Annotated in this window: 20 protein-coding genes and 1 pseudogene; 7 read left to right on the forward strand and 14 right to left on the reverse strand. The window is 38.7% G+C overall.

Going from position 1 to position 25,654, the window contains the following annotated elements; genetic code table 11:
• The first annotated feature begins 142 nt into the window (after positions 1 to 142).
• Positions 143 to 1,177, forward strand: a complete 1,035-nt coding sequence (locus AKA01nite_RS03110; RefSeq protein WP_146923716.1) for an amidase family protein — start codon at positions 143 to 145, stop codon at positions 1,175 to 1,177.
• A 130-nt stretch (positions 1,178 to 1,307) separates the two neighbouring features.
• Here the strand turns inward: AKA01nite_RS03110 and AKA01nite_RS03115 are convergent, their stop codons facing one another.
• The 3 genes from AKA01nite_RS03115 to AKA01nite_RS03125 form a co-directional block, all read right to left on the reverse strand.
• Positions 1,308 to 2,675: a DUF4301 family protein gene (locus tag AKA01nite_RS03115; RefSeq protein ID WP_146923718.1), complete on the reverse strand. Its 1,368-nt coding sequence runs from the start codon at positions 2,673 to 2,675 to the stop codon at positions 1,308 to 1,310.
• 274 nt (positions 2,676 to 2,949) lie between these two features.
• A complete protein-coding gene (locus AKA01nite_RS09420; RefSeq protein ID WP_146923720.1) occupies positions 2,950 to 3,798 on the reverse strand; it encodes an N-acetylmuramoyl-L-alanine amidase family protein in 849 nt (282 codons plus the stop codon).
• 21 nt (positions 3,799 to 3,819) lie between these two features.
• Positions 3,820 to 4,353: a sigma-70 family RNA polymerase sigma factor gene (locus AKA01nite_RS03125; protein ID WP_246116975.1), complete on the reverse strand. Its 534-nt coding sequence runs from the start codon at positions 4,351 to 4,353 to the stop codon at positions 3,820 to 3,822.
• Between the two features lie 502 nt (positions 4,354 to 4,855).
• Between AKA01nite_RS03125 and AKA01nite_RS03130 the strand changes: the two genes are divergently transcribed.
• The 3 genes from AKA01nite_RS03130 (at position 4,856) to AKA01nite_RS03140 (ending at position 7,626) form a co-directional block, all read left to right on the forward strand.
• A complete protein-coding gene (locus AKA01nite_RS03130; protein WP_146923724.1) occupies positions 4,856 to 5,494 on the forward strand; it encodes a nuclease-related domain-containing protein in 639 nt (212 codons plus the stop codon).
• Between the two features lie 551 nt (positions 5,495 to 6,045).
• Complete coding sequence (locus tag AKA01nite_RS03135; protein WP_146923726.1) at positions 6,046 to 6,654, forward strand: plasmid pRiA4b ORF-3 family protein; 609 nt, start codon at positions 6,046 to 6,048, stop codon at positions 6,652 to 6,654.
• Positions 6,655 to 7,008: 354 nt separating this feature from the next.
• Positions 7,009 to 7,626: a hypothetical protein gene (locus AKA01nite_RS03140; RefSeq protein WP_146923728.1), complete on the forward strand. Its 618-nt coding sequence runs from the start codon at positions 7,009 to 7,011 to the stop codon at positions 7,624 to 7,626.
• A gap of 360 nt (positions 7,627 to 7,986) precedes the next feature.
• On the opposite strand, the gene AKA01nite_RS03145 is transcribed toward AKA01nite_RS03140, so the two are convergent.
• Both AKA01nite_RS03145 and AKA01nite_RS03150 read right to left on the reverse strand, forming a co-directional pair.
• Positions 7,987 to 9,123 carry a glycerate kinase gene (locus tag AKA01nite_RS03145; protein WP_146923731.1) on the reverse strand — a complete coding sequence of 379 codons (1,137 nt, stop codon included), beginning with the start codon at positions 9,121 to 9,123 and terminating at the stop codon, positions 7,987 to 7,989.
• Positions 9,124 to 9,153: 30 nt separating this feature from the next.
• Positions 9,154 to 10,425 (reverse strand): GntP family permease, encoded by a 1,272-nt coding sequence (locus AKA01nite_RS03150; protein ID WP_146923733.1) that lies wholly within the window; start codon positions 10,423 to 10,425, stop codon positions 9,154 to 9,156.
• Positions 10,426 to 10,577: 152 nt separating this feature from the next.
• Between AKA01nite_RS03150 and AKA01nite_RS03155 the strand changes: the two genes are divergently transcribed.
• Positions 10,578 to 11,681 (forward strand): CdaR family transcriptional regulator, encoded by a 1,104-nt coding sequence (locus AKA01nite_RS03155; RefSeq protein WP_146923735.1) that lies wholly within the window; start codon positions 10,578 to 10,580, stop codon positions 11,679 to 11,681.
• 182 nt (positions 11,682 to 11,863) lie between these two features.
• On the opposite strand, the gene AKA01nite_RS03160 is transcribed toward AKA01nite_RS03155, so the two are convergent.
• Positions 11,864 to 12,898 carry an IS1096 element passenger TnpR family protein gene (locus AKA01nite_RS03160; RefSeq protein ID WP_146923737.1) on the reverse strand — a complete coding sequence of 345 codons (1,035 nt, stop codon included), beginning with the start codon at positions 12,896 to 12,898 and terminating at the stop codon, positions 11,864 to 11,866.
• Between the two features lie 470 nt (positions 12,899 to 13,368).
• On the opposite strand from AKA01nite_RS03160, the gene AKA01nite_RS03165 reads away from it, so the two are divergent.
• Complete coding sequence (locus AKA01nite_RS03165) at positions 13,369 to 14,238, forward strand: competence protein ComK (protein WP_146923739.1); 870 nt, start codon at positions 13,369 to 13,371, stop codon at positions 14,236 to 14,238.
• Between the two features lie 43 nt (positions 14,239 to 14,281).
• On the opposite strand, the gene AKA01nite_RS03170 is transcribed toward AKA01nite_RS03165, so the two are convergent.
• From AKA01nite_RS03170 to pseB, 7 genes are all read right to left on the reverse strand, one after another.
• On the reverse strand, positions 14,282 to 15,262 hold the full coding sequence (locus AKA01nite_RS03170) for a Lin1244/Lin1753 domain-containing protein (RefSeq protein WP_146923741.1): 981 nt from the start codon (positions 15,260 to 15,262) through the stop codon (positions 14,282 to 14,284).
• Between the two features lie 227 nt (positions 15,263 to 15,489).
• Positions 15,490 to 16,407 carry a bacteriophage abortive infection AbiH family protein gene (locus AKA01nite_RS03175; RefSeq protein ID WP_146923743.1) on the reverse strand — a complete coding sequence of 306 codons (918 nt, stop codon included), beginning with the start codon at positions 16,405 to 16,407 and terminating at the stop codon, positions 15,490 to 15,492.
• Positions 16,408 to 16,708: 301 nt separating this feature from the next.
• Positions 16,709 to 17,743 (reverse strand): pseudaminic acid synthase, encoded by a 1,035-nt coding sequence (gene pseI, locus AKA01nite_RS03180; protein ID WP_146923745.1) that lies wholly within the window; start codon positions 17,741 to 17,743, stop codon positions 16,709 to 16,711.
• Positions 17,733 to 19,193 carry a bifunctional UDP-2,4-diacetamido-2,4,6-trideoxy-beta-L-altropyranose hydrolase/GNAT family N-acetyltransferase gene (locus AKA01nite_RS03185; protein WP_146923747.1) on the reverse strand — a complete coding sequence of 487 codons (1,461 nt, stop codon included), beginning with the start codon at positions 19,191 to 19,193 and terminating at the stop codon, positions 17,733 to 17,735. Before AKA01nite_RS03185 ends, pseI begins: the two co-directional genes overlap by 11 nt.
• Before the next feature lie 11 nt (positions 19,194 to 19,204).
• Positions 19,205 to 19,942, reverse strand: a complete 738-nt coding sequence (locus tag AKA01nite_RS03190; protein WP_146923749.1) for a cytidylyltransferase domain-containing protein — start codon at positions 19,940 to 19,942, stop codon at positions 19,205 to 19,207.
• An 8-nt stretch (positions 19,943 to 19,950) separates the two neighbouring features.
• A complete protein-coding gene (gene pseC / locus AKA01nite_RS03195; RefSeq protein ID WP_222592470.1) occupies positions 19,951 to 21,141 on the reverse strand; it encodes a UDP-4-amino-4,6-dideoxy-N-acetyl-beta-L-altrosamine transaminase in 1,191 nt (396 codons plus the stop codon).
• Positions 21,142 to 21,155: 14 nt separating this feature from the next.
• On the reverse strand, positions 21,156 to 22,160 hold the full coding sequence (gene pseB / locus AKA01nite_RS03200) for a UDP-N-acetylglucosamine 4,6-dehydratase (inverting) (RefSeq protein WP_146923753.1): 1,005 nt from the start codon (positions 22,158 to 22,160) through the stop codon (positions 21,156 to 21,158).
• Between the two features lie 588 nt (positions 22,161 to 22,748).
• Here pseB and AKA01nite_RS03205 point away from each other — a divergent pair.
• Positions 22,749 to 24,049, forward strand: a pseudogene (locus tag AKA01nite_RS03205) (IS1380 family transposase).
• 278 nt (positions 24,050 to 24,327) lie between these two features.
• Here AKA01nite_RS03205 and AKA01nite_RS03210 read toward each other — a convergent pair.
• On the reverse strand, positions 24,328 to 25,647 hold the full coding sequence (locus tag AKA01nite_RS03210; protein ID WP_146923755.1) for a lipopolysaccharide biosynthesis protein: 1,320 nt from the start codon (positions 25,645 to 25,647) through the stop codon (positions 24,328 to 24,330).
• Between the last annotated feature and the right edge of the window lie 7 nt (positions 25,648 to 25,654).

Here is a 25,654-nt window from a genome sequence, read left to right on the forward strand (position 1 = left end):
AAGAGTGACGATTTATCCTCCTCTCAAATTTACACGATTTAATAAATTGAAACGCTTTCTTGCTCATAGTATAGTACGCCTATTTCTTTTTTGCAAGGTTTAATTTAAACTTAAGTAAATAAATCGAAAAGGATGAATTTACGTGAACGTAGACATTATGCGTCATCTAGCGAAGAAGACTTTTCTTGCCTTGCAGGATCCTTACCAGACTGTGGTAAAGGTCTACCCTCAGATCATCGACAAAGTGAAAAATGACCATTTCTCATATATCGGTGTAAAGGACCGACCGGAAATCCCAAATTCTTTAGTAACAACATTTGAATCCACAAAGCATTATGGCTTACACACAGTGGATGCTTTCAGTCTAGGTGGTAGAGCCATAGATACACGTCTGAGAAATCCGATCACAGGACGGCCTATGACCGGCTCGTCCAGCGGCACAGCCATCAATGTCCTGACAGGTATCAATGACCTTGGCATCGGAACGGATGGCGGCGGATCCGTTCTGGCTCCGGCAATGTCTCTTAACTTATTCGGCTTCATCTCTCCTTCCATCTGTAAAGAACACACAAGCAAGTTCAGGAAATATTCGACCGATGCACATGCCTTCACGCCCTCGATCGGTTTTATCACTCGTGAATTTGACGCATTGATAAGAGCAATAGAAGTGGTTATACCTGTACCTACTCAAAACAATCAGAATAACCATTTTGATCTTCTGGAAATCAATGGAGCATTAGAGAAAAATGAGCACCTAACAGATAGCATCAGCACTACTGACAAAGTAGATTTAAATGAATCAAGAGAACTACTCATTCCATATCTTGAAGAGAACTTGGGTAAACACGACTGCATCATCTCTAAAGAAGGGCCTGTGGACTTTCAGGGTTTAGGCGATACTGTCCTCGGGCATATGGGGCCCCAGGCGAAAGAACATCAGCATAAAGGAAACAAAGGACTTATCCGAGTGGCCAACATGGCAGGTGCTGCAGCCGTGACCATTCCAACAGGTGAGCATGCCACATCATATGTTCTCTTATGCAAAGATACTCCAGAGGACATTTCAAGGATGCTAGCCTTCGCTTCAGACTTAGCTAATAAGCAAGATCCTCTATTGAAGAACTATTTCATGAATTTTAGTCATTATTTCAGTGATGGTTTCAAAACAGCTGAATAAACGATAAAAAAACCTTCGAGAACAGAAAAAATCTGTCCTTGAAGGTCTTTTATAAAATCAATGAGTTTATTTAACAGGTGTCCCTGATTTCTATGCCAGGAACACCTTTTTTGTAATAAGAATTGATTAGTTAGACTGACATGGTTGCTTCTCGATGTCCTTCTCTTAATAGATCATTGACATTTTTCACTGGGTTGAAGGTCGACTCAGGCACTTCCACAAACAATGTGTTCCAGTGATGCATCGATCCGTTCCACAGGCCTGGATGTTCCAGCGCCTTTAAGGGTCTCCCTTTATAGGATTTTTCGGTGATAAAGTACCGGTCTTCCTTTCGGTAATCCATCAGGTCGAACTTCTGTCCTTTATAATCTTTCACAAAGCACACCAAGTCTACCGGATTAAAAAACTGAGACGAATTGAGAATCTCAAGCTTATGTGGATCGTTTAAGTCGATTTCAGACTTCTCACAGATCTGCAGGTCAAGATAATCGCCATTATCGACCACGAACGGTCCGCCGCCGGGTTCCCCGCTGTTTTTGACCATCCCGCACACGCGCAGAGGTCTGTCCAGGAAATGCAGGGCCCACTCTTTGGTGAGTTCTTTTTTGAGTGAGATATTCAGCGTATCCTTTAGGACAGCTTCAATTTCATCCAAATCAAAGTCGTCTGCTTTTAAGTCTTTTATATACGCATCAATCTGTGTCTTGACTTTTAGTCCGACAGAGGCCAATTCCTTCTTCGATTGGATCGTCTCTTCTACCTGGCTTCTGTGACACACATTATCTACATTCTTAATGAACAGTATGTCCGCGTCCAGATCATTCAAGTTTTCAAGCAAGGAGCCGTGCCCACCGGGACGATACAGCACTTCCCCATCCTCAAGTAAAAACGGCTCATTTTCCATATCGGCTGCCGGGGTCTTCGTTTCCTCTTTTTGAAAAGAATACGAAATAGTTACGTGCGGTTTGTCCGCGACGAGTCCGCTGATATAGTCGTTGAATAGTTCTTCATGCTCCGGAGCGATCGTAAAATGCAGATCGACAGCGTCAGGATCAAGGTACTGCTCACCTTCAAAGATATGCTCATCGATAGGCGTTGCCGTTGTGTCTTCATAGGCATGCATTTTGATCAGTGCTTTTGGAAAGTTCCCGTACTTCAGCTTACTGGTTAATAGACGATCAATGATTTCCACTTTGTCTGCCTGATCAAGTTCGCCGGCATCCACCTTGTTTCCTTCTTCGACTAAATCCTTGTAAAAGGCAAAATGGTGAAGATCATCGAAAAATCGACGGACGAAAGGCGTCTCTTCTCTGTTTTCTAGATATGTATATAAGTCTTTGAACATCCGCGTCGCTGCTCCGCTGGCAGGTATGAATTTCATACATTTAAAATTTGTATAGGCCTCATTGATCCCTTCAGCATTCGTCAATTCCTCAGCGGTGACTGACTGCACGATGTCTACATACTTGTTACCATTTTTAAATTTATCCATTTCCATACAATACAAACGCTCCTTATGTGAGATTTGAATAGAGTTGATTTAATGTCTCGTTATCTACTGTATCTATTGCAGCTTACTATATCATTTTTTTCAAAGGGATTCTAATTAACTTACCCGTCGTGATAAGTTTCTAAGATACTTAGTCAGTTTAAATAAGGAATGGGATTAATGTCAGCACCTATTTTTAAATTATAGTACCCTTATTTCTGCAAAAAAAGAATCTGCCGTCATGACTCTTAGGCAGACTCTTTCTACTAATTAACTAAACACGTTATTTCACACTCACATACACTGGACTGGCAGTGATATAGAATACCTTACCTTTCGAGTTCTTCACTTTATATTGTGATCCTCGTCCGATAGTCACCTTTTCCAGGACAGTCGGGAAGCCCTGATCTTTGGTGATGTAGCCGAACACGTCTTTGTCCTCCCAGCTGGGCTTAGTGTAAAAGCGTAGCTTACCGTCGTGGTGGCTCACCAGTCGCTTCCCACTGTAATTTTCAGACTTGACTGCCTTAACCGGTGTTTCAGTCTCTACCTTACTAGAACCTTCTCTCTCCTGACGCTGATAACCGATCCCGATTTTATTGCATATCCCTTCGATCACTGCTTCTGCGGCAGCGTAGAACAACTCGTCATTTAGAAACGCCTTATGGTCCGTCACATTATCGATAAAGCCGTACTCGATGATCACGGTCTCGGTCTTGCCAGTCAGTCGATGCATATAGTAGTAATCCACCCCCGGCTTCATGGTCCGTGAGAACACCCGACGTAACGGAAGTTGTGTCGCTCCCAAAAGACGTTCAGCCAGATCCTCCGCAAAGGCCGGCTTGGCATGGACAGAGTGGATCACTTCGCCCCCCCGCGCCTGTCCGTTAAAGGCGTTCCAGTGATTGGACACACAAACATGGTACTGATTCTTGACTCGAGCTACCCGCTGCACATGTTCCAGCGTCACGTCTTTGTCTCTTGTCAAGTGGACATCAGCCCTTAGTTCTTTCAAGCGCTTGTACTGATACAAGGTCATCTTTAAATTCCAGTCTTTTTCCAGGATCCCAAAGCCGCTCGCTCCCGGGTCGTTCCCGCCGTGTCCGGCGTCTAATATAATTGATTTACTCATGTCGTTTCCTCTTTTCTCCGTTTAATTTTTTAGTACTGACTTGTACTCCGCTAGCTTCTCAGCCACCCGTTGTCGCCAGGCATAGACGGTTTTCCGGCTAACGCCTCGCTTCTTTGCGATATCTTTCACCGACAGCTGTAAGATCACAGCATCGTTCAAATACGTCTGTTCCCCCTCTGTGAGACACGCAAGCATCGACTGATACATGTCCTGCATCACTATCTCCGCATCCACCAAAGAGCGCTCATCTACGACCAGCGGTTCAAAGTCTTCCGGCATAAAAACTTCCTGCTCTGCCCGGCGGACCCTGACTCGGATCTCATCCAAAACGCCCCACTTCACTTTCTGAAAGGCATAGCCCGTGAACTGATAAAAAGCCTCTTCTTCCGTCAAGTCTTTCGGGAAACATTCATAAGCCTCCACCAGTTTCATCCGTCCGATCTGGACATAATCCTCGTAGTCCGGATGATTATAAGGGATCTGGCATTTCTTCAGTGCCCCGTAGACGATGGCATCGTGCACAAAGAAAAAGTCAGCCGCCATCTCTTCCGTCAATATCCTAATCTTCTCCTGCGTTTTCATCGGTTTTCCTATTCCAGAAGATCTTCTAAATGTAGTCGTACATTTCCTGTGTACACCCTTAATTTACGCTGGAAGGCTTTCTCATTCAAAGTGACGAAAAAGATGGATTTATGGACGAAAAGGACTTAATCTTGTTATTTGGTTTTGGATCTGCTCATAACGTCAGCTGGAAAGCACATATTTCAGCGAATTCTAATGTAATTTTTGAGAATCTTTACAAGTGAGTGCATTAATTCTGGTCACTCGTAAAGATTCTTGGTAATCGTTATAAGTGAACCGATTTTTCATTCCCACTTGTTACGTTTCTGCTCAATCGTTACAAGTGACTCCACTTATTCTCGTCACTTGTAACAAGAAAAGCTTTATATGTTGTTATTTTTCGCCGAGCGAAAAATTTCCTTATTTATTTTCGTGAGTTTTTAAATCGTTTGCGATTATATAGTATGTATAGTAAAAATGCTTAAAGGAGGCACACATGATACTTAAAGAACGTTCGAAGTCGATCAGCCACCGCATTCTTGAAGCTTTAAATAACCGGATGACGTTGTCCGGTGGAGAGCTAGTACAGTACGCAAATCAGATCAAAGGGTTTGAGGGTGAGAAGATGTTTGACCATATACTCAACGAGTCTGGCATTGATGCCCTTTTCATTAATGACCTGCTACTCATTACGCGAGACACTTTCTATCAAATCGATTCACTGGTAATTACTGATGAAAAGATTTATCTATACGAAGTAAAGAACTTCAGCGGGACATTCGTATACAAGGACAATGGGCTTTATTCAACCTCGGGACACGCGATCCAAGACCCCGTCGCTCAAGCTGAGCGTAAACGTTCATATCTCTATAACTTGCTGATACAGCTGGGCTATTCGATAGATATCGAAGTGCACGTCGTTTTCATCAACCCTGAATGTTATATTTACGATTTATCCAAGAAAGACACTATTCTATTTGCCGGACAGCTTGCCGGTTACTTCAAAGACCTGGCTGATACCTTGCCGAAACAGTCTAATAAGAACTTAGCTCTTGCCAAACAGCTCATTGCTCGGCATAACTCAATGTATCGCCCGACTAACTTGCCTGCTTACTCTTTCGATCAGCTGAGATAAGGGATTCGCTGCTTTAACTGTGACTCTTTTTCTTATAACAAAAGCCGTCAGAATATTTACTGCAATGTCTGCAGACAAAAAGAACCGGCAGCGCAAGCGATCCACCGCAGCATTGAAGAATTCAAACTGCTTTTCCCAGAGACACCACTTGCTAAAGACGTCGCGCATACCTGGTGCGGGAATGACTGGAAGAAGTCCCGGATACGGAAAGTGCTGGAGACTCACTACCGAACACATAACCGTGGCCGAGGCAGCTACTATACTGACGCGTGATCAAGTTGTTATTTTTCGCCGAGCGAAAAATGTCCTCTTTTAAGCTTTAAATGTGACAAGTGAACGAAAAATATGACGTCACTTGTCACGTTTCGGCTTGATCTTGACAAGTAGACCTATTTTAATAAGCTCACTTGTTAAGTTTTCGGCTAATCATTACAAGTGAGTTCAAACTTAGCTTTCACTTGTAACGATTCGACTGTTTCAAACTACAAAAACTGCGAATCCGCCGCACCTTCTGGTATCATAAAACTACAAAAATCAAAGAAGGTGCTTAGATGATCTATCAATTCAAGGTGACATTAAAAGACGTGGAGATGCCGGTGTGGCGGAGGCTTCAGGTGGAAGGTGAGACGAGCTTTCTAGAGTTTCATTACATACTCATGGCGGCGTTCGACTGGATGGGATACTCCTTGTATGAGTTTGATCTAAGAAAGTCAGGCGGTAAAAGGTTGAACGGTACGCGGATCGGTCCTGAGGAAGGTACGCCGATGATAGAAAGTGATCCGCTGCTGCTTATGCTTAGACAAAGGCTTTCTAATCCAGAAGACTATGACCTGCCCCGCTATCTGGCTGGTGAGAAAGAAAAGCTGTCTGACTGGTTCAAGCAGGATAAAGACCGGGTGATTTACACTTATGATTTCAGAGACGACTGGGAGCACGAGATCTTTTTAGAAAAGAAACTAGATCCGGATCCCGAATCCCAGTACCCGCTCTGTACTAAGGCAAAAAACGACGCTCCTTTTGAAGGCGCCCGCCGGGATTTGATGTCCGGCCAGCTCGATCTAACGAATCCGAACGGCAAAGAAATCGCCGAAGACATAAACGAGACCTACCGATTTGACGGCTGGAAAGACGAGTTTTTGAGCCGAAATGACTTTATGTGATTAAATCATTATGTTAAAGCTGGCCCTGCCAGCTTTTCTTTATAGTCAGAACTTTATAAGTGAAAGGAAAATCATCGTCCACTTGTAACGTTTATCATTATTCATGACAAGTGACTGTGCTTTTCTTCCCCCACTTGTTAAGTTTCCGGTTAATCGTGACAAGTGGACCACAAAATCGTCTTCACTTGTCACGATCACGAGCTTTTCAATGCTGTTATTTTTCGCTGGGCGAAAAATTTCCTTCCTTTCAGCCTGCAAATGCCCCTATCTCACGGTTTATCGGTGAAAAAACTGTTAGAATGCAGTGGTTTTATGGTACACTAGCTATATCTGGGTAAAAGGAGAAAATTAATTATGAACGATAAGTTAATCGATACAATCAAGGAAATGGAAATCAAGAGTGCGCCTGAGAAACAGTCCCTAGAAGCAGCACTCAACCAGTACACAAAGAAGCAGCTGGCTCATTTTATCGAGCGTCATGACTTGGACATTGCTAAAAGCTGGAAAAAGGCCGAGATCATCGAAGCGTTGATCGAGTGGATGGCATCAGCTCAGAAAGAACTTCTGAAATCTGACGAAGAGCTTAACGCGTTTTATTCAAATACAGTGGTTGATGCAGACCAGCCACTTGAAATCAGCGACGACCTGTCTGATAAAGAACAGGAAAATGTTTTAAGTCTTATCGAACACGGACTCGTTTTTAACGCTGACGGTCAGCTATGGGCACTTGAAGCAGTAGCTGAGACAGTAGATACAGTGTCAGAAAAACCAGCTGGTTCAAGTGAACCTAACGAAGAAACAGCTTCAAAAGACGAAGCAACTGAAGTGAAGTCACAGCCTGCACAACCTAAGAAACAGCGCAAACAAACCTCAGCTCCCTCGCTTTCGCCGGAAGAGCGAATTGCGCGTCAAAAGAAAATGCGCTTAAAGTATCTCAAAAAACAAGCCAAAAAGAAAAAGAAGAAAAGATAAGCACACGACTGCTTGTCTTTTCTACGCAAAAAGCGTTGAGCCGAAAATACAGCTCAACGCTTTTTTGTGGTTTTGCTACTACTGATACACATTTGTACCAGTGAAACATACCCGCGGCCGGAGGAGTATTCCAGTCTGAAATAAGCCTTGAAGTGCGGAGTTTAGATCCAGTAAACACGAGACATAAAATCATTTAAGTCGGAAGAAAAACCACTGACATTTGACTTATCAGTAGCCTAGCATCTATTCTTCTAGCGCATAATTTTTAATGGATATTGCTAATTATACCTTTTATCGAGTCAAAAATTTATTTCCCTAAAAAACGACTGATCCATTTACAGTATCAGTCGTTTCTATTCATTATTTCAATCCAATTTTCAAAACTTTTGCGCAATTCATTGATGTGTTTTTCAGGTTTTCATAACCGCTTGAAAGTGCCTCTTCGATTGAAGAAAACTCTGGGATAATACTGAAGGCGGCGTGTATACCTTCGTCAAAAATGTTGTCATAACCTTTATTTAAGCATCCTGCAAAAGCAATCGTTGGGACATCATATTTTTTGGCTACTTGTGACACAGCAATCGGTGTTTTCCCGAAAATCGTTTGATGATTGATTCCACCTTCTCCTGTAATTACTAAGTCTGCCCCTTTTATTTTCTCTTCAAGGTCCAGCATGTCGACGAGCAAGTCTCCACCACGTTCGAGCTTTCCGTTTAAGAAAGCTAAAATTCCGCCGCCTAAACCACCTGCAGCTCCTGCTCCAGGGGTATGTTCGATATCTTTGTCCATATATTCTCTTATCACTTGAGCAAAATGCGAAAGATTTTCATCTAATGTATTAATTTGTTCTGATGTTCCGCCTTTTTGAGGTCCGTAAATATGTGAAGCTCCCTGCTTCCCTGTTAGTGGATTATCAACATCGCAAGCCACACGAATACTTACTTCACTAACTCGCGGATGTATCCCACTTATATCAATAGAATATAAATCTTTCAATCCTTGACCGGTCGGTGAAATAGGTTCTTTATTGGCATCAAGCAGTTTACCACCTAAACTCATGATCATCCCTGCACCACCGTCGTTCGTGGCACTTCCCCCGATCCCAAGCAAGATCTCCTCGACACCTTCATTTAAGGCGTCCTTGATCAATTCACCAAATCCATATGTTGTTGTTAATAGTGGATTTCTGTCTTTTGGATCTACTTTATCCAGACCGGAAGAAGCTGCCATTTCGATTACAGCGATTTTCTTGTCTCCAGACAGACCGTAAAAAGCTTTTACAGGTTTTCCAAGAGGTCCCGTTACCATCAGTTCTTTCAGTGTCCCTCCAGTTGCATCAATGATCGACTGGACTGTTCCTTCACCACCATCTGCCATCGGGACTTTAACATATTCTGCCTCTGGCAGAATATGTTTGAAACCTTCTTCAATTGCTTTAGCTGCCTCTAAAGCCGTCATACTTTCTTTAAATGAATCAGGTGCAATTACTATTCTCATATTCTCATTCCTTTACGCAGTTTTTCTATTTCATCCTAGGTTAAATAGTCCAAAAATGATGACTGATACGATCGTGATCGTCAGTCCGATCAGAGATTCATAAGGTATCAATTTTAGACGTTCTTTAAAACTCATTAAGACACTTCCGCCGGTTGCATGAAAGAAACTACCATGTGGCAGATGGTCTAACACCGTCGCACCTGCATGGATCATTGCAGCACCGCCTAATGCACTAATACCTGATTCAAGTAATGGCGAACTGAATACTGAGCTGGCTACGATGGAACCCGAAGTTGTGGAAGCCGTCGCTGCAGACATAACAATGCCCGAAATTGGCGCTAGTAAGTATACCGGTAATCCCAAACTTGCTACACCGTCGATCAAAACCTCTCCTAAGGTAGAGTTCGTAATGATTCCAGCGATGGTACCTGTCCCGATCAATAGAATAGCCACTGATGACATTTTACTCAATCCAAAAGTAGCTTGATCGATAATGCCTTTGAATTTACCCATTATAAGAGATCCAGCCACACCACCTAAAGGTAAGGCGATCATTGGATCGATTACAATATCTGCAACAGGTCTTAGTGACAGGAGTATAACAGCTATGATTGGACCAGAAATCGCTGTCAAAAAAGACGGGAGATCCTTTGTTTCTGGACCATTAGAATCTAATTCACTAGCTGCGACTGTGACTCCTTTTGTTGATATACGTTTGGCAACAAAGTAAGTCACAAATAAGGCGAAAATCCCAGGAATAACGCCTGCTAACATAACTGATGTTAAAGGGCTTCCAAAAGCTTCCGAAACAGCAATAGTGTTAGGGTTAGGAGACATGATGTTCCCTGCCTTTCCGCCACCGATCATTGCTAATAAAATAGATGATTTACTAATCGATGCATTTTTAGCGATGATCAATGCTATCGGTGCCACAGTAATAACAGCAATATCAACAAATACCCCAACTGCAGTTAGTAATAAAGTAGCTAGAGCTAGGGCAAACAAGGCACGTGTTTCACCTATCTTATCAATGATCGTCCGGGCGATCGACTCGGCAGCACCGGATTCGATTAATACACCTGCCAAAATGCCCGCCGCTAAAATCCTTAAAATAGCGGTCATCATACCTTGTGCTCCGCCAATCATTAGTTGAACTGTTTCCGCAAGATTAGCTCCACCGATCATGCCACCGGCCAATGCTCCTATCAATAACCCGTAAATAGGCGGAGTTTTGATGAAAATGAGTCCTATTGCAATCAGTAATCCTATAACAGCACCTAATGCTGATACTTGTATATCCATATGTATCCTCCTAATGTATTTGATACTCTAATACTACTAACTTTTGAATGCGCTTTCTATATCGTACAGGCCAATTATATTTACCTTGTTTTTGTTACAGAGACCAAATATAATTATATAAAGTGTTTATTATGACTTAAGGACGGATCTTTATGGAAATTTCTTCAGTTATTGCTCAAAAGATCGTATTGCAACTAAAAAATGTCTTATCACAAGAAATCAATTTTATGAATAGTGAAAGTATAATAATAGCCAGTACAGATAAAAGTAGAATTGGCCACTTCCACGCCGGCGCTGACACTGTATTAAAGAACAAAAAACCTCTAATCATAGACGATGACAGCAGTTTCAAAGGTAGTAAACAAGGGATCAATATGCCTATCGAACTCGAAGATAAAGTCATCGGAGTCGTTGGAATTACAGGTGAACGCTGCAAAGTAGAGAAAAACGGTATAATTATTAAAAAGATGACCGAAATATTGATTAAAGAAGATTTGATTAAAGACATTAATATAAAAAAACATGATCGCTCACGTTATATCATTAACAGGATACTCAATCATCATTTGATAAATTCCAATAATGAATCTTCTAATGTGTTCAATTATGATTATACACTGCCTCATCTGTGTATCATTGGTGAGTTTAAAACGACCTTCAATTATCAATACGAAGAGATTTATAGAATCATCACCAGGTATACCCATACTATAGATGACGTCATATTTATAATCATCGAGCATAAATTATACCTTTTCGTGCAACAGACATCACTTGATCAATTAAATGTATGGCTTAAAATCCTATCAGACAAGATCACTTCTTACTTTAATGTTCCTTATTATTTCGGTATAGGACCCGTCAGTGATTCGTTGGTGACAGCCAATCAATCATTCGACTACGCCGCTAATGCTTTACATTGGAACAAACTGTATGCTGAAAAACCTTATCTTCATTTTAACGAGTTGGATTTGGGATTAATACTGACTTCTATAGACAAAAGCCGTATCTCACTTATACAAAAAAAAATCCTTCAATTCATCCCGCCAAAAGAATATGAAGAATTGAAAGAAATCCTTTTAGTATATGGTGAAATGAGCAAAAGTATCAATAAAAGTGCAGATAAACTCTATATACATAAAAACTCATTTCAGTATAAATTAAATAAACTCACTCAATACACCGGATACGATCCAAAGATATTAAATGACTATGTCTGTCTGTATGTTGCGTTCTTACTGGACTATATGGAATAGCTATGATTGGGAATAAATAATAAAATACATCTAGGTGAATATTGCGATGGACTCACTGATTAATGCCATACGACAGCCCCCGCTGGTACATCTCGCAGGTGGCAGTCACTATTTCGTTTTCGTGTGCCGTTTCTAAGCAAAAAAGCGTCGAGCCAAATTTCAGCTCAACGCTTTTTTGTTTATTACAAGACCTTCTGGGGAACTACTTTCTTTTGTTTCCAGTCCATACTTCTGGCCCAGCGTCTGAAGTCTGCCGCTTCTTGTTTGTCTTCGGGTTCATTGATCGCTTTTAAGAAGTTCGCAAAGCCGCTCAAGCCACCGACGTCGTCCATGACATCTACCCCGTCTCTTGAAAGACAGACCGGCTTATGCTTCGTCAGCACAATTTCCTTAGCAGCGTCCACTTCTTCTTGTGTGACGGAATGATCAGCCACTAGGTCATCACAACTTTTCAGCTTGGTCACCTTCACGATCCAGCTGTCACCGTAGTCATACTCATAATACAGTGCTTGTGTCACGGGCAAGCCGGAACTACTCACCTCTTCGTCAACGTAGCCTAACACGTCTGTGATCAGAAGACTCTCCATCAAGCTTTTTGGCCCGCTTTCCATAACGACGGCCTCATTCATTTCGTCCAGGGTCATATCGACCAGTGCTTTCTTGCCTAACACTTTCGGTTCAGCTGCCGGATCTGTCTGTCTGCGCTCTAGATAGTCGGAGAAAGGTTCCTGTATCTCCAGCTCTTCGAACCGGTCTAGTAGTTCATTTACATCTGCTCTTGCCACGTCAGCTTGTTCAAAGTAACCACCGTATCGATACGGGCCCGTATATTTCCTTCGCAGCCAGGCGTTAAAATTACCGGATTCATAATCATCGTCCCAGAACAAATCATGTTCCGCTTCTGACGGCGGCTGAAACAGCACCCCGACCAGATCTGACCAGCCTTTAACTGTCCCCTGAGTCAGCTCCTGATAGACATCTTCCGGTAAATTGAACTGCCTTAAGTGCGAATTCTGCCAGCCGAACAGTTTCTGCATCGCATAGTGCAGCGCATGCAGGGTCATGTCAGAAGGGATCAGCACCTCTCTTGTGATACGGTCACCCGAAGATGACTCGCCGTATCGTTTCAGCATCACCTTCTCGTCACTGGACAAGTAGTCACTCATCAGTTCCAGCCTTAGTCGTACGGGTTTAATGTCTTTTTGAGTTTTTGGCATTCTTTACCCTCCACTTTATGAATTGTTACGTATGTCCTATTAGGTAAAGTGTATCATGTCTGTCTTCCAGATGGAATTAAAGCCTAGATCCTAACAAGTGAGATACTGTTTGTGCTTCACTTGTTACGTTTATTCCGAAACGTGACTAGTGGACAGGTTAAATTGTGTAACTTGTAAAGATAAGCCTTAATCGTTATAAGTGAGACCAAACAGCGCACTCACTTGTGACGTTTCTACTCGTGAGTAAGAAAATAATCTTATGATGTGATTTTTCGCCTGGCGAAAAATTTCAAATGGAGCATTTCAAAGATGTTTGGTCCAGATATCCTTACGGATTTCAGGTAGATATTACAGTTCGATATAACTAAAGTATTATTTTTCTCATAATGTTCCAAAGTCATAAATATATATTATAATAATAGTGAAATCGCTATCAAAAGTGGTTAATTACTTTCCTGGAGGAATGTTTATTGGATTATGATAAAGAATATATTGACAGCATGATAGACAGTTTCGATGCCCTTGTCAGATGTTCAGAAGATCAAAAAGCAAGACCTTATGCCCTGATACCGGAACAGAAAGGATCTGATTTTAGGGTTTTGTCAATCATAGAAGACAGTGTGCTCGACTTTTTAGATGTTTCGCTTAAGCAAACGTACTTGCTTCTGGATGACAACTCGTTTTATGTGTGCGATCTGCCTAAGGTTTCCACTACGCCTTATAATACCCTAGTCATTCAGACCAATGGCAGCGTGCTTAAGTCAAAAGAGACCACGACTCACATCATCACCCGCTACATGAATTACATAGGTGTAAACTATAAAGCAACGATGCAGCTGGGCAAGTCACTAGGTATCTTCAGTCAGTGTCCCTTCGTCTGTGGCACACTCTGCTTTACACCGCTTAACGGAGCGAGCCGAAAACCTGTCAGCTGGCTCGGTCTGCATCATGTGCAGGCGATTACGCCGCACCAAAAGGCGACGTATTTCAATATCGACGGCAAACATGAACTGACACTTAATGTTTCGCATAAAACGGCCAGCCGTTTGGTCAGGCAGACTAAGATCTTGTCTGATTCCCAGCAGCGGATGGCGACGGAATGGCTGGCACTCATGCACCATCAAAAAGAGTTCAGCAGCCGCCCTAACGTCGTGACCCGATGTACTGTAAGCAGCCATTTCTCGCAGCCTCTGCCTCTTTTGTCAACTTGGCTAATGACATTAAGTTTCCTTCAGGGACGCTGGATCGTCCAGGATCTCCTCAAAGAAGGCGATCCACTGCTGGATCTTCTCCCACCGGAAAAATTAGATGACGACAACGAGATCAACGACGAAGACTGATCACTAACCTCAGCAGGACTGCCGAAACCTCGGCGGTCCTGTTTTAGTTTTGCCGTTTTTGTCGTATACGGTTAAGTGACTCCGTGATTTTCTGATTCATATCTTCATCAACCGGATCATCTACATCAGTGTAATCATCTTTGGCCCATTCCGGTAGAGATTCACTCTTTGGTACATGGTTAGTAAATGACTTCTGGCGATGCTTAAAGGATCGGTCATAAGGCAAAATGTCTTCAAAGCTCCTTACGCCCTTCTTCTGGAAGTCTGTCAGTATGGCATTCATATAAGCAAACGACTTACCACTCATGTGCGTTCGTCTGATCGCTTCTAGAATAACAGACTGTTCAAAGACAGCTAGCCAGTCTTTCAGTTGTTTTTCTATTTGGGGTGTAGGCACTTGAACCTTTGATTCAAATTCTTTAAGGATATGTAATAAATCATCATCGGAATCATCTAGTTCTTTTTCAACTTGTGATGATGATTTACTTTCTTTTACTATACTTTCCTCTACTTTACTTTGTGTAGTTATTGTAGACATTAATTCCGTTGAGTCCACATCACTGTCAACATGGTTATTTTCAACTGCTACTTCAGGATAAAGTGAGACCATACTCAAGTTAGGGTATTTCTCGATTTCCTGTTCGCTTAAAAGGACATGCTCTCTAATTACAGGAACATCTTTACGACGACTCGCTGCTTCAAAGTAGCGCTTTTGAATCCCACGACTGGTCAAAATACCGTAGTCATTAAAAAGAGGCAGACTAAATAAGCCCCAATGGAGACCTGCGTCTACAATGTCAGTAACGGTAGAAACAGCAACACCAGTCCTTCTGCTAAATAGCTTCACTTCTTTTTCACCCCAGTGATAGCTGTACCCTTCGGAGTAAATCTTCATTAACAATTTGACGATAACCGTAAACCCTTCGATACCAAAATCAGATTCGATCAATGCGATTTTATCATCCTGATCAAACGTAACATCCAGTGGGAAATAATTTAAACCTATTTGTAGTGGACGCGCCATAGTAAACACTCTCTTCTTCGTTATAATTTAGGAAATAGACTCTCCCTTATTAATAACGATATGAAAATGGAAAGTGTTACCAGAATGTTTTCACTATTTCCATATTTCCCATACGAAATTAGTTTTTCTATTAATAGACGTAATTTTATAACTGAAATATTTTTTTTACTAATAATCCTTTTTACTCGATCACTCAAGTTTTTTAGATATATCTTTAAAAATTTAAACTAATTGAAAAAAAGATTTGAATGTAATAGTTCTATCTTCTCTAATTCAACACCTATTGATAGAAGTTTATTTTGAAAATCAGATTTTTCTTCTTCATGATAATAATAAATACACCAAGTAGTATTTTTTCTAACGTTTATTTTTATTTTCTCAAAATAAGGTAAATCAACGTCACCAATCGAGTGTCCAATAATAAATACCTTTTCTACTTCATTTAGATTATTGAAGAATTCAGTATGGGAAAAACAAATCATTTTTACATCCTTAAAGGTTCTTTCATAATAGTTTCCTATTGCATTATAAATACTACTCTCCTTTTCAGAAAAACTTTCTGTCGCTAATCTCGCTTTCTCTCTAGCATTCTGCAGTTTCTTTTTATTACCATGCCCCAATACTAGGGAGTCATAATCATCTAATTCAACTGAACCATGAATGTGCAAAATCTTACTTTTTTCAATCTCATAAATTTCTTCTAATAACAATGTATAGTTAAAAGTCAAGAATAAATCTTCTGCTTCTTGATTAATTAGTTCAGTTCTCCTTACTGCATCTACTTCTATTGTGTTGACCCATGATTCTAAGTATTCTTTGAACTCAATTATAAATCCATACGTAGTCTCCCAATGTTCATCTAGTGTATCTTCTACATACTCATCTCCAACTTCTAGCCCTAGTTCTATATATATTCCTTCATCAGCTATTCTATCCTCTTCGATATTTGAAATACTATTTTCTAAATCTTTCCACAAAAAGCTTTTAGCATAATTAGGATTACAAACAGAATTTATTCCATAAGTAGCTTCGAAGCGATTCAAAAAATTCCAATCTTCAAACTCTAAAAATTCTCTGAAGTCTATATATGTCGTATATAATCCATGGGCCAAGTCAAAACCGTTGCCTATAACGAATAAATTCATACATAAATCCCTTTCCTTATTATATCTGACTACTATAAAAACAATATGATCCTATGGATTAAATGAATGCATCCCATAGCTGTCTCGAATAAAATAGTTATGGGATATTTCATTAAGTGGTACGTTAAAATGGCAAAAACTGGTACATTCTTTTGCTACCATGGGAGGGGCTTTTCGCTGGCGGTAGTCAACATGATACACAACAGGCGAACACACTTATCTTGTAATATAAACAAAAGGACGTAAGTAAGATACTGTCTCACCAACGCCCTTAATTGTACAACCACAATTTATGGGAACTTTATTTTATCATTTCCCAATGTAATGGAGATCCACGTTTAATGTCAGTCACTGCTTTTTTATTCAAGACTTCTGGATAGTTTTTAGGTGCCATACCATTTCCGGGTCTAATAGATCTGACATTATTTGAAGTAAACTCTTCTCCAGCTTTAATATCTTCAACGACAAATAAAGAACGTCCAAGTTTTCTGTTATTCTTTTTCTTTTCTGTTAGACTGTAATCGATTTTCCCTAATGCTTTTTCAGCATCTCTGACTAATTTTACCATCTCTTTAAAAACGTCTGGCTCCATAGAAAATTCTGAATCAGGACCACCAATTTCCTTATTGAGAATAAAATGTTTCTCGATTACTCTAGCTCCTAAAGCTACCGATAAGATTGGAACAGTGGAACCAATCGTGTGATCAGATAAGCCGACCTCCACATCGAAGGTTTCTTTCATGTTAGGTATCGTATTTAAATTGGCATCTTCAATTTTTGCCGGATAAGAAGACGTCGTCTTTAAGAGAACTATTTGATCATTACCCATCCGTTTACAGGCGTTGACAGCTTCTTCAATATCACTCAAATCCGCAATCCCCGTCGATATGATCATTGGTTTATCTTTAGAGGCAATATACTCGATTAGTGGAATATCCATTATCTCAAAAGAAGCGACCTTATACACAGGAACACCCAGGTCTTCCAGGAAATCTACTGAGGAATGATCGAATGGCGTTGAAAAGAAGATAAGTCCAAGACTATTAGCATAATTCATGAGTTCTTTTTGCCATTCCCAAGGTGTATACGCTTCGCTATAAAGGTCGTAGAGCGTGCGCCCATCCCAAATGGTGCCACTACTTAGTGTAAAGTATTCATTATCGCAGTCTATCGTTAGGGTGTCCGCTGTATACGTTTGGATTTTGATAGCATCTGCTCCAGATTCTTTGGCTGCTTTTATACTCTCTTTTGCAATGTTGATATCATGCCCATGATTTGCGGATAGTTCCGCAATAATAAATACTTTATTGTCGGTATCGAAGTTTTCAATTATCATTGATCTGCTCTCTCCTTAATTGATAGTTTAATAGGTCAGCATCGCTAGTCTTTCTACAAAAATTTACCTTTTCAAAAATTTTGATAGAGGCTACGTTATTTACAGATACAAAAGCAGTAATCATTTTAATATTCTTTTTTTCGTTAAATAATTTTTTTATGCTTTCCTCTAAAATAAAACTTGCTAACCCCTGAGCTTGAATTTTTTTCGAGAGGCTTATGCTTATCGTAGCATTGATTCCTTCAAGGCTATAACGGACTTGCCCTAGAAAATCGTTATTTTTATTCGTAACAATATAAAAAACGACATCAGGATCCGAAATCACCCCTTCAAACCATTTAATATGATCTTTCCAAGCAATCTTCTCTTTATTTATAGAATGTCTTCTCACATAATCTTGGTTGGAAAGATTATAAACATTCTCAATATCACTTAGTTTAGCTTCTCTTATACAGATATTCTTATTTTTGCTTTTATAAATTAGCGCATCTACTATCCGCTGTGATCCTTTTCCATCTATAAGCTGTCGCTGTTTCTTAACGAGTTCTTTTCGTACAGTTCTATCCTCAATTTGGTGAAATGCAGATTCTATCTTGGTCAATAAATCAGTATCAGTATAATGAAATACTATCTCAGGAGAAATATGCTTTATTATTGCATCACAGTTGTTTTTTTGATTATCTATAACTTGAATTGCGAGGAATGGCGTTTGTGTAGCCATCAATTCATAAATAGATTGTCCGGCAGCAGTGATGGCAATATCATTTTCAGACATCAATCGACTCATTTCTATATCAGTAAGATTAGAATGATAAGAGACATTTTTGGGATTTACTCCTAAATTCAATTCTGAATGTTGAGCTTTATTGATTACTACATTAAATTCTACAGAAGGATTTTTTGAAGCAAGGGTTTCAATTAAAGCAGGTGTCAAATTTCTTATATCCGTTCCACCCATCATGATTATTACCTTTTTAACACTATCTCGGAGTGTTCTGTTCTCTTCTTTTACGAAAGCAGACCGAACGATCACATACCTCGGTCCTAAGAGCAAGGAATGTTTATTCGCACAAGAATAATCTATACTTTCAGTATTTAAAGAAGGATTGATTATAGTTCCTTCAGGATAGTGTAACCTACCAAAATCATCTATGACAAACAATTCTCGAGATTTGCTTTTTAATTTTAGATAATCTTCATTAGTGGCCAGATATGAATCAACAATAACATAATCATTTGACGAGATATTATTGTTTATATAATCATGATTTAGCCAGTCTACATTTATAATGGGATATTCTTTAATAAAATTTACCGAATCAACATCTCCATTAACGACAAAGTCTACTATAACTTCTCTATGAAGCAATTCTTCATAGAGAGCAGAACAGCGTGAAAGATGTCCTAACCCAATAGACTTGCCACCTTCTGTAAGAATTTTCACTTTCATTTCAATCAATCCTACTTATTTAATTTTTTTTGCTCTATATGAGAATTGATCTCCGACAATTCAGGATGTGTATGGTATAAGTTAACAACATCATTCATGTAAAAATCGTGTTCTCCATGATAAAGTTTTTCGTATATCTCAGTAATTAACTGCAGATCTTCTTCGGTATCTAACGTCCACCTATAACCAGATAAGTCATGGTTTGCTTTATAATAGTGAACATCTTCTGTATTTTCATAGATATAAGGGGTGACATGTTCTCTTTGGTACATTTCTTGTGCATTCTTGAATGCACTCTCAAGTAATGAAAAGGCAAATATCTCTATATCCAATCCTCTAGGAAAGTTCCGAGTTTCGGGCTCTGTACCTGCATTTGAAACCAGACTATATTGGTTATTCAGATAAAAGTCAATCATATTATCCAGTAGTCTAGAATCAATCAAAGGGCAATCTGAAGTAACCCTGACAATAACATCCAACTTATTTTCAACTGCGGCAAAATAAAATCGAGATAGAACGTCACTTTCACTTCCTCTGAAGAATGATACGTCATTTTTCTTTGCTTCAGATTCAATTACATTATCTTTAGACAGTGTAGTCGTTGCTATAATTATTTGATCAACTTTTTCTGCCTGTTTTACTCTTTCAATAACATGATTTAAGACGGACTTCCCTTTTAGTTCTCTTAAAACCTTTCCTGGTAAACGTGTCGAACCCATTCTTGCTTGTATAACTACACCAATTTTCATTAAAAAGCCTACTTTCGGTAGTAATCTAGTACTTTATTCATAGCATCAACAACATCTTTAACATCATCGTTGGTCATGTTCGGGTGTAGAGGTAACGTAATGATGTTTTCATACAATGCCTCAGCCTTCGGACAAAGGCCTTTCTCATATCCTAACTCTTCATAATAAGGGTGTAAATATACTGGCAGGTAATGAACATTAACTCCAATGTTCTCAGCATATAAGGCTTCAAAGACCTCTTTACGCGATACGTTTAATTTTTCGGTATTTAACTTGATAACATAAATATGCCATCCCGAATTAGAGAACTCAGCTTCATACGGAGTGGTGATTTCTTCAATATCCTTTAATGCCTTGTTATACATACCAACAATTCCCCGACGTCTTTCAATGAAATTATTTAATTTACTCAGTTGACTTGTTCCTAATGCACTTTGTACATCAGTTAACCGGTAATTATATCCAAGTGTTTGCTGTTCATAGTACCATGGCCCATGATCAACTTTTAATTTATCGGGATCTCTTGTAATACCATGTGTTCTAAATTCCATCATTTTTTCATAGTAGTCTTCATTATTCGTCGTTACAATTCCGCCTTCAGCAGTTGTGATTGGTTTAACTGGATGAAAACTGAATTCTACCATATCAGCCTGTGATCCAACTTTTTCCCCTTTATATTCACTGCCTAAGGCATGAGCTGCGTCTTCTATAATGACAAGATCATGTTTTTCAGCTAATACTTTGATCGCATCCATATCCACCGATTGACCCGTGAAATCTACAGGAATAATTGCTTTAGTTTTGTCCGTAATTTTCTTTTCGATATCTTTTACGTCGATATTATATGTGAGCGGATCTATATCGGCAAATATTGGCGTTCCTCCACAGTACAATACAGCGTTTGACGAAGCTGCAAAAGTTAAAGAGCTGACGATCACTTCATCACCTTCAGTGATTCCTGCGGCATAACAGGCCATGTGCAATCCGGCTGTTCCGTTTGAAACGGCCACAGCATATTTTGCCCCGACGTATTCTGCTATCTTATTCTCAAATTCTTTAACATATGGACCTGTTGTTAAAAAATCCCCTTTTAATACATCTACAACTGCTTGAATATCATCGTCATCGATGGATTGCTTACCATAAGTTAATAATTCATCTCTTACGGGTTCCCCACCATTGATTGCTAATTTATCCATTGTCATTCCCCCGATTATAAGCCTAGTTCATTGATTTTATCTCGTAGTGTTTCTACGTCCAGCCATTCCGTATTGTTGCCAGAATTATATTCCCAGCCTTCTTCGATCAGCGTTCCACCAGGCTTGAAGTCTGTATCTTTAGTCCACCAGGTATAATTCGGATAGATGATATAGTAATCGCCATAGTCATAAGTTCCGCGCGAATCATCACTCGTTATCATAACTTCATGCAATTTTTCTCCTTCTCGAATACCGACAACGTTATAGTCAGCATTAGGATTAATTGCTTCCGCAACATCTGTGATTTTATATGACGGGTTCTTAAAGACGTACGTTTCTCCGCCTTTAGATTCTTCAAGGGCTTTGACTACTAAATCTACCGCATCATCTAGCGTCATCCAAAAACGTGTCATTCTTTCATCAGTGATAGGAAGATCCTTGACGCCCTGGTTCAACAATTCTCTAAAGAATGGAATAACTGATCCTCTGCTTCCTGATACATTACCATATCTAACGACTGAAAATATGGTCCCTTCATCACCGCGGTAAGAGTTGGCAGAAACAAACAATTTATCAGAAACTAATTTTGTCCCACCATAGAGATTAATAGGGTTTACAGCTTTATCCGTTGATAAGGCAATCACTTTTTGGACGCCTCTATCTATCGCTGCATCTACAATATTTTGAGCACCGTTAATATTTGTCTTGATTGCTTCGAAAGGATTATATTCACATGCGGGAACTTGCTTCATAGCTGCTGCATGAACGACATAATCTACCCCTTTAAATGCACGGTACAGTCTATCTTTATCCCGTACATCACCAATGAAAAATCTCATTTTAGATATTTTTTCAGGAAATCTCTCTGTCAGCATTTTTCTCATGACATCTTGTTTAAACTCATCCCGGGAATATATGATAACTTTTTTAGGATCAAAATTTGATAGAACCATCTCTGTAAATTGTTTGCCAAAAGATCCGGTTCCACCTGTGATTAAAATCGATTTGTTATTAAGCATAATTTTCTCCTTTTTAATTACTATTATATTTATATTGGTAGTTATATATTCAAGATATTGTACAGTGTTACCTTTTTATTTTTAAATTTCAAAATCAAAGAATCTATATTTCTATATTTCATATATAAATAAACGAAATCTATAAATACTTTGATTAATACAGCCTTTCTATCACAATAAAATAATACACTATGATAGGAATTAGTTATCTCTTTAAAAGTTTCCATCAATATCGGTTATTTTACTATCTAAAAAACCCTTTTATCGTAGATAGTTAATTTTATTTTTCATAATATATTTTTATATAAATAACTGCAGAATGATAAATTTAATCAAGTTAGAAATATTAATAAATAAAAACCTGAGTTATATTTTTTGCAAATTCATACAATTATTATAATTAAAATAGCCCTAGTTAACTAAATCTTTTAGCCCTGAATAATTCATACTTTTAATTTAAACCGTCTGAAACTGCCTAACGGCAGTCTACAATTACTTTTTCATTTTAACCCGTTAAGTGATGAGAAAAGAACCCCGTTCTGATATGGTAAAGGTGTCGAAACCAACCATAAGAAAGGAGTTCTTCTAATGATTAGCTTACACAAAAACCAGGTAAAATTCAATGCAAACATTACTATTTCACATACAGGTGGTCGCTTATCGAGTGATTCGGGTTTAGTCTTGGTAAAAGAAGTGATAGACACCTTCCAGTTCTCTGATTTGTCACAATCTCTGCTAGACATCAAAGATAACCGCGCTTACTTCACACATGATAACTTAGCGATATTAGAACAGCTTATTATGCAGTTAATCGCTGGTTATTCGGCTGACTCATCAGCTAATCTATTAAGACGAAATCCAGTATTTCAAGTCGTACTAGGTAAAAAGCAGTTGGCATCACAATCGTCAATCTCACGGTTTTAGATCGTTTCACCGAGAAAAACGTGGGTCAATTACAAGCATTAAATCAGTCGCTCATTGATAAAGCTCATTTGATTCGCAATGACACCGAATTAATCATTGATGTCGATTCCACACATTCAGATACTTTTAGTCATCAAGAACAAACAGATTATAATGCACATTATCAAACCTACGGTTATCATCCTTTGGATGCCTTCGACGGACTGACCGGGGATTTTTTGAAAGCTGAGCTGCGTTCAGGAAATCAGTACACATCCAAAGGGATAAAGGCTTTTATGAACCCGTTGTTACAATACTACAAGACCACTTTACCTCATACCGACATATTGGTTCGGGGTGACAGCGGATTCGCCACACCAGAGGTGTATGAGTCTTGTAAAGCAACTGAAAGCCAGTACGTTATCCGATTAAAGAGCAATCGGAGGTTAAGTCAGTTAGCTGAACACTCCGTTCTTTACGGGGACAATCAAGAATGGGAAGAGCAAGAAGTGCAGTATTTTTAACTACCTTATCAAGCACAATCCTGGTCGAAACCCCGTCGTGTCTATATACGTTCCGTCCGAGAAGGAGGAGAATTGCTCTTTCACCATACGTTTATTATGACTAATCTATCCGACTATGTCTCGCCTGAAGTCATATTCTCTCTTTACGGCAAACGAGGTACAATGGATAATTTCATCAAAGAAGCGAAATCAGGCTTTTATTTTGATAAAACAGATAGCCCACTCTTCCTGGAAAATCACATCAGAATGATGATCAGTGTCCTGGCTTATAACCTCGTCAATTTTTTAAAGACCATTGGATTTGTAAAAGTGAATCGGGGTATGACGATTCATTCTATCCGACTGACATTGCTCAAAGTTGCTGGTAAACTCGTTAAAACAGGCAGAAAGATCTATCTCAAACTGTCGAGTTATCATGTATATCAAACTGAATTTTATAAGGTTTTCGAACGCCTGCGGTGATCCAAACAATGGATTTAGATCGTTTATCACATAAATTTTTAACCGATTCTTTCTCAAGGGGTCAGTCTGCCCTTAAATAGACAAAGGACTATTAATATGAGTTTCTCCCGTAGTCATCATATTCAAAAGCATATTATTTTGGAAAAAAGTAACTGACTAATTTAAAAGACAGGAAATTTGTTCAAGAAAATAGCTTATATGCAGAACTATGAATTATTCAGGTTTAGCATTAATTCATTAAATTTTTTTCGATAAGCAATTTAATTTATTTCGATGTATCATTTTTGACCTTTATAAATATTAAATAATCTTATTTGATCAGTCAATATTCTCTGTGCCTTTAAGTACGTAATTAAATACACAAAAGATAAAGCGATTACGTAAAGAATTAATGCCCATATAAAATTCAGGTTAAGAATATATGAAACTCCAAATCCTAATCCAGATATAAATAATCTAAATAAACTTAGTAAAAATATTTCTCTTTGCTTTTCATAGACTTCGTATACTCTACTTACAGGAGTAAATATAAAGTTAGAAAACACCAAAAACGATATAACTCTAGCATATACGCCTGAATGATACCATTCAATACCAAAAAATAACGAAAATAAATGCGGACCAAAGAGAAGAATCACTATTAAAGGAATCATACCAATAAATACAAGTCTAATGATTAGTTTATCAGATAATCTTTTCAATTTGATTGGATCACTTTTTCCTAATGTAGCTGCTTCAGCATAAAATACATTACTAACTGACTGTCCTATTAAATTCATGGGTAATTTAACTATATTATAAGCAAGACCATAGTATCCCAGCATTTCACTACCATATAGAATTCCGATAAATATAATCGGTATTTGATTTGTAAATTTTTGAAAAAAAGTACTAGGAGTTAAATAAAGCGGAAACTTGATATATCTCTTAAAGGACCAATATAGTTTAGAAATACTTAGATTAGAATAGCTTTCAGAACTTAGTTGCTTAGATAGATTAATTACACCTGCACTATTCGCAACGATTTTTCCAATTATTAACATTATCGACCCAAGACCAAAAAAACCTCCGAAAATTTTCACTAGATTACCAGTAATACTTTGGGTTACTTTTGTTCTATAAATAATATCAAAATTTTTCTTTCTATAAGCATATTTAATAAAGATTCTATACATACCTGTAAATAACATCCCAATAGGCAAAAAATATCTATAGGTATAAAGTATCCCACTATCATCATAATACTCGAATATAGAAGAACCAAACATTGCTATAATAAAGGTCGTAGATATAACAAATGTAAATAAAATAGAAAAACTTAAAAACAGTACATTATTCGCTGCATCTTCATCATCTGCTATCGGTATCGCTTGTTCGTAATTCAAAGAACTAATTGACATCATTGCTAAGATGGATCCATAAATAGTTAAGACGCCGTACTCTTCCGGTGAGTATAACCTAGTTATTAATGGTGTAGAAAAGGTATTTATTATTTGAGCTATTAAACTCCCACTTGTTAACATTATTATATTTTTAGTAAATTTATTTTTTTTTATCTTTTTTGATTTATAATTTATGAATCTAGTAATATTTACCAATATTTCA

This window comes from Alkalibacterium kapii (genome assembly GCF_007988865.1).
Taxonomy (GTDB): Bacteria; Bacillota; Bacilli; order Lactobacillales; family Carnobacteriaceae_A; genus Alkalibacterium; species Alkalibacterium kapii.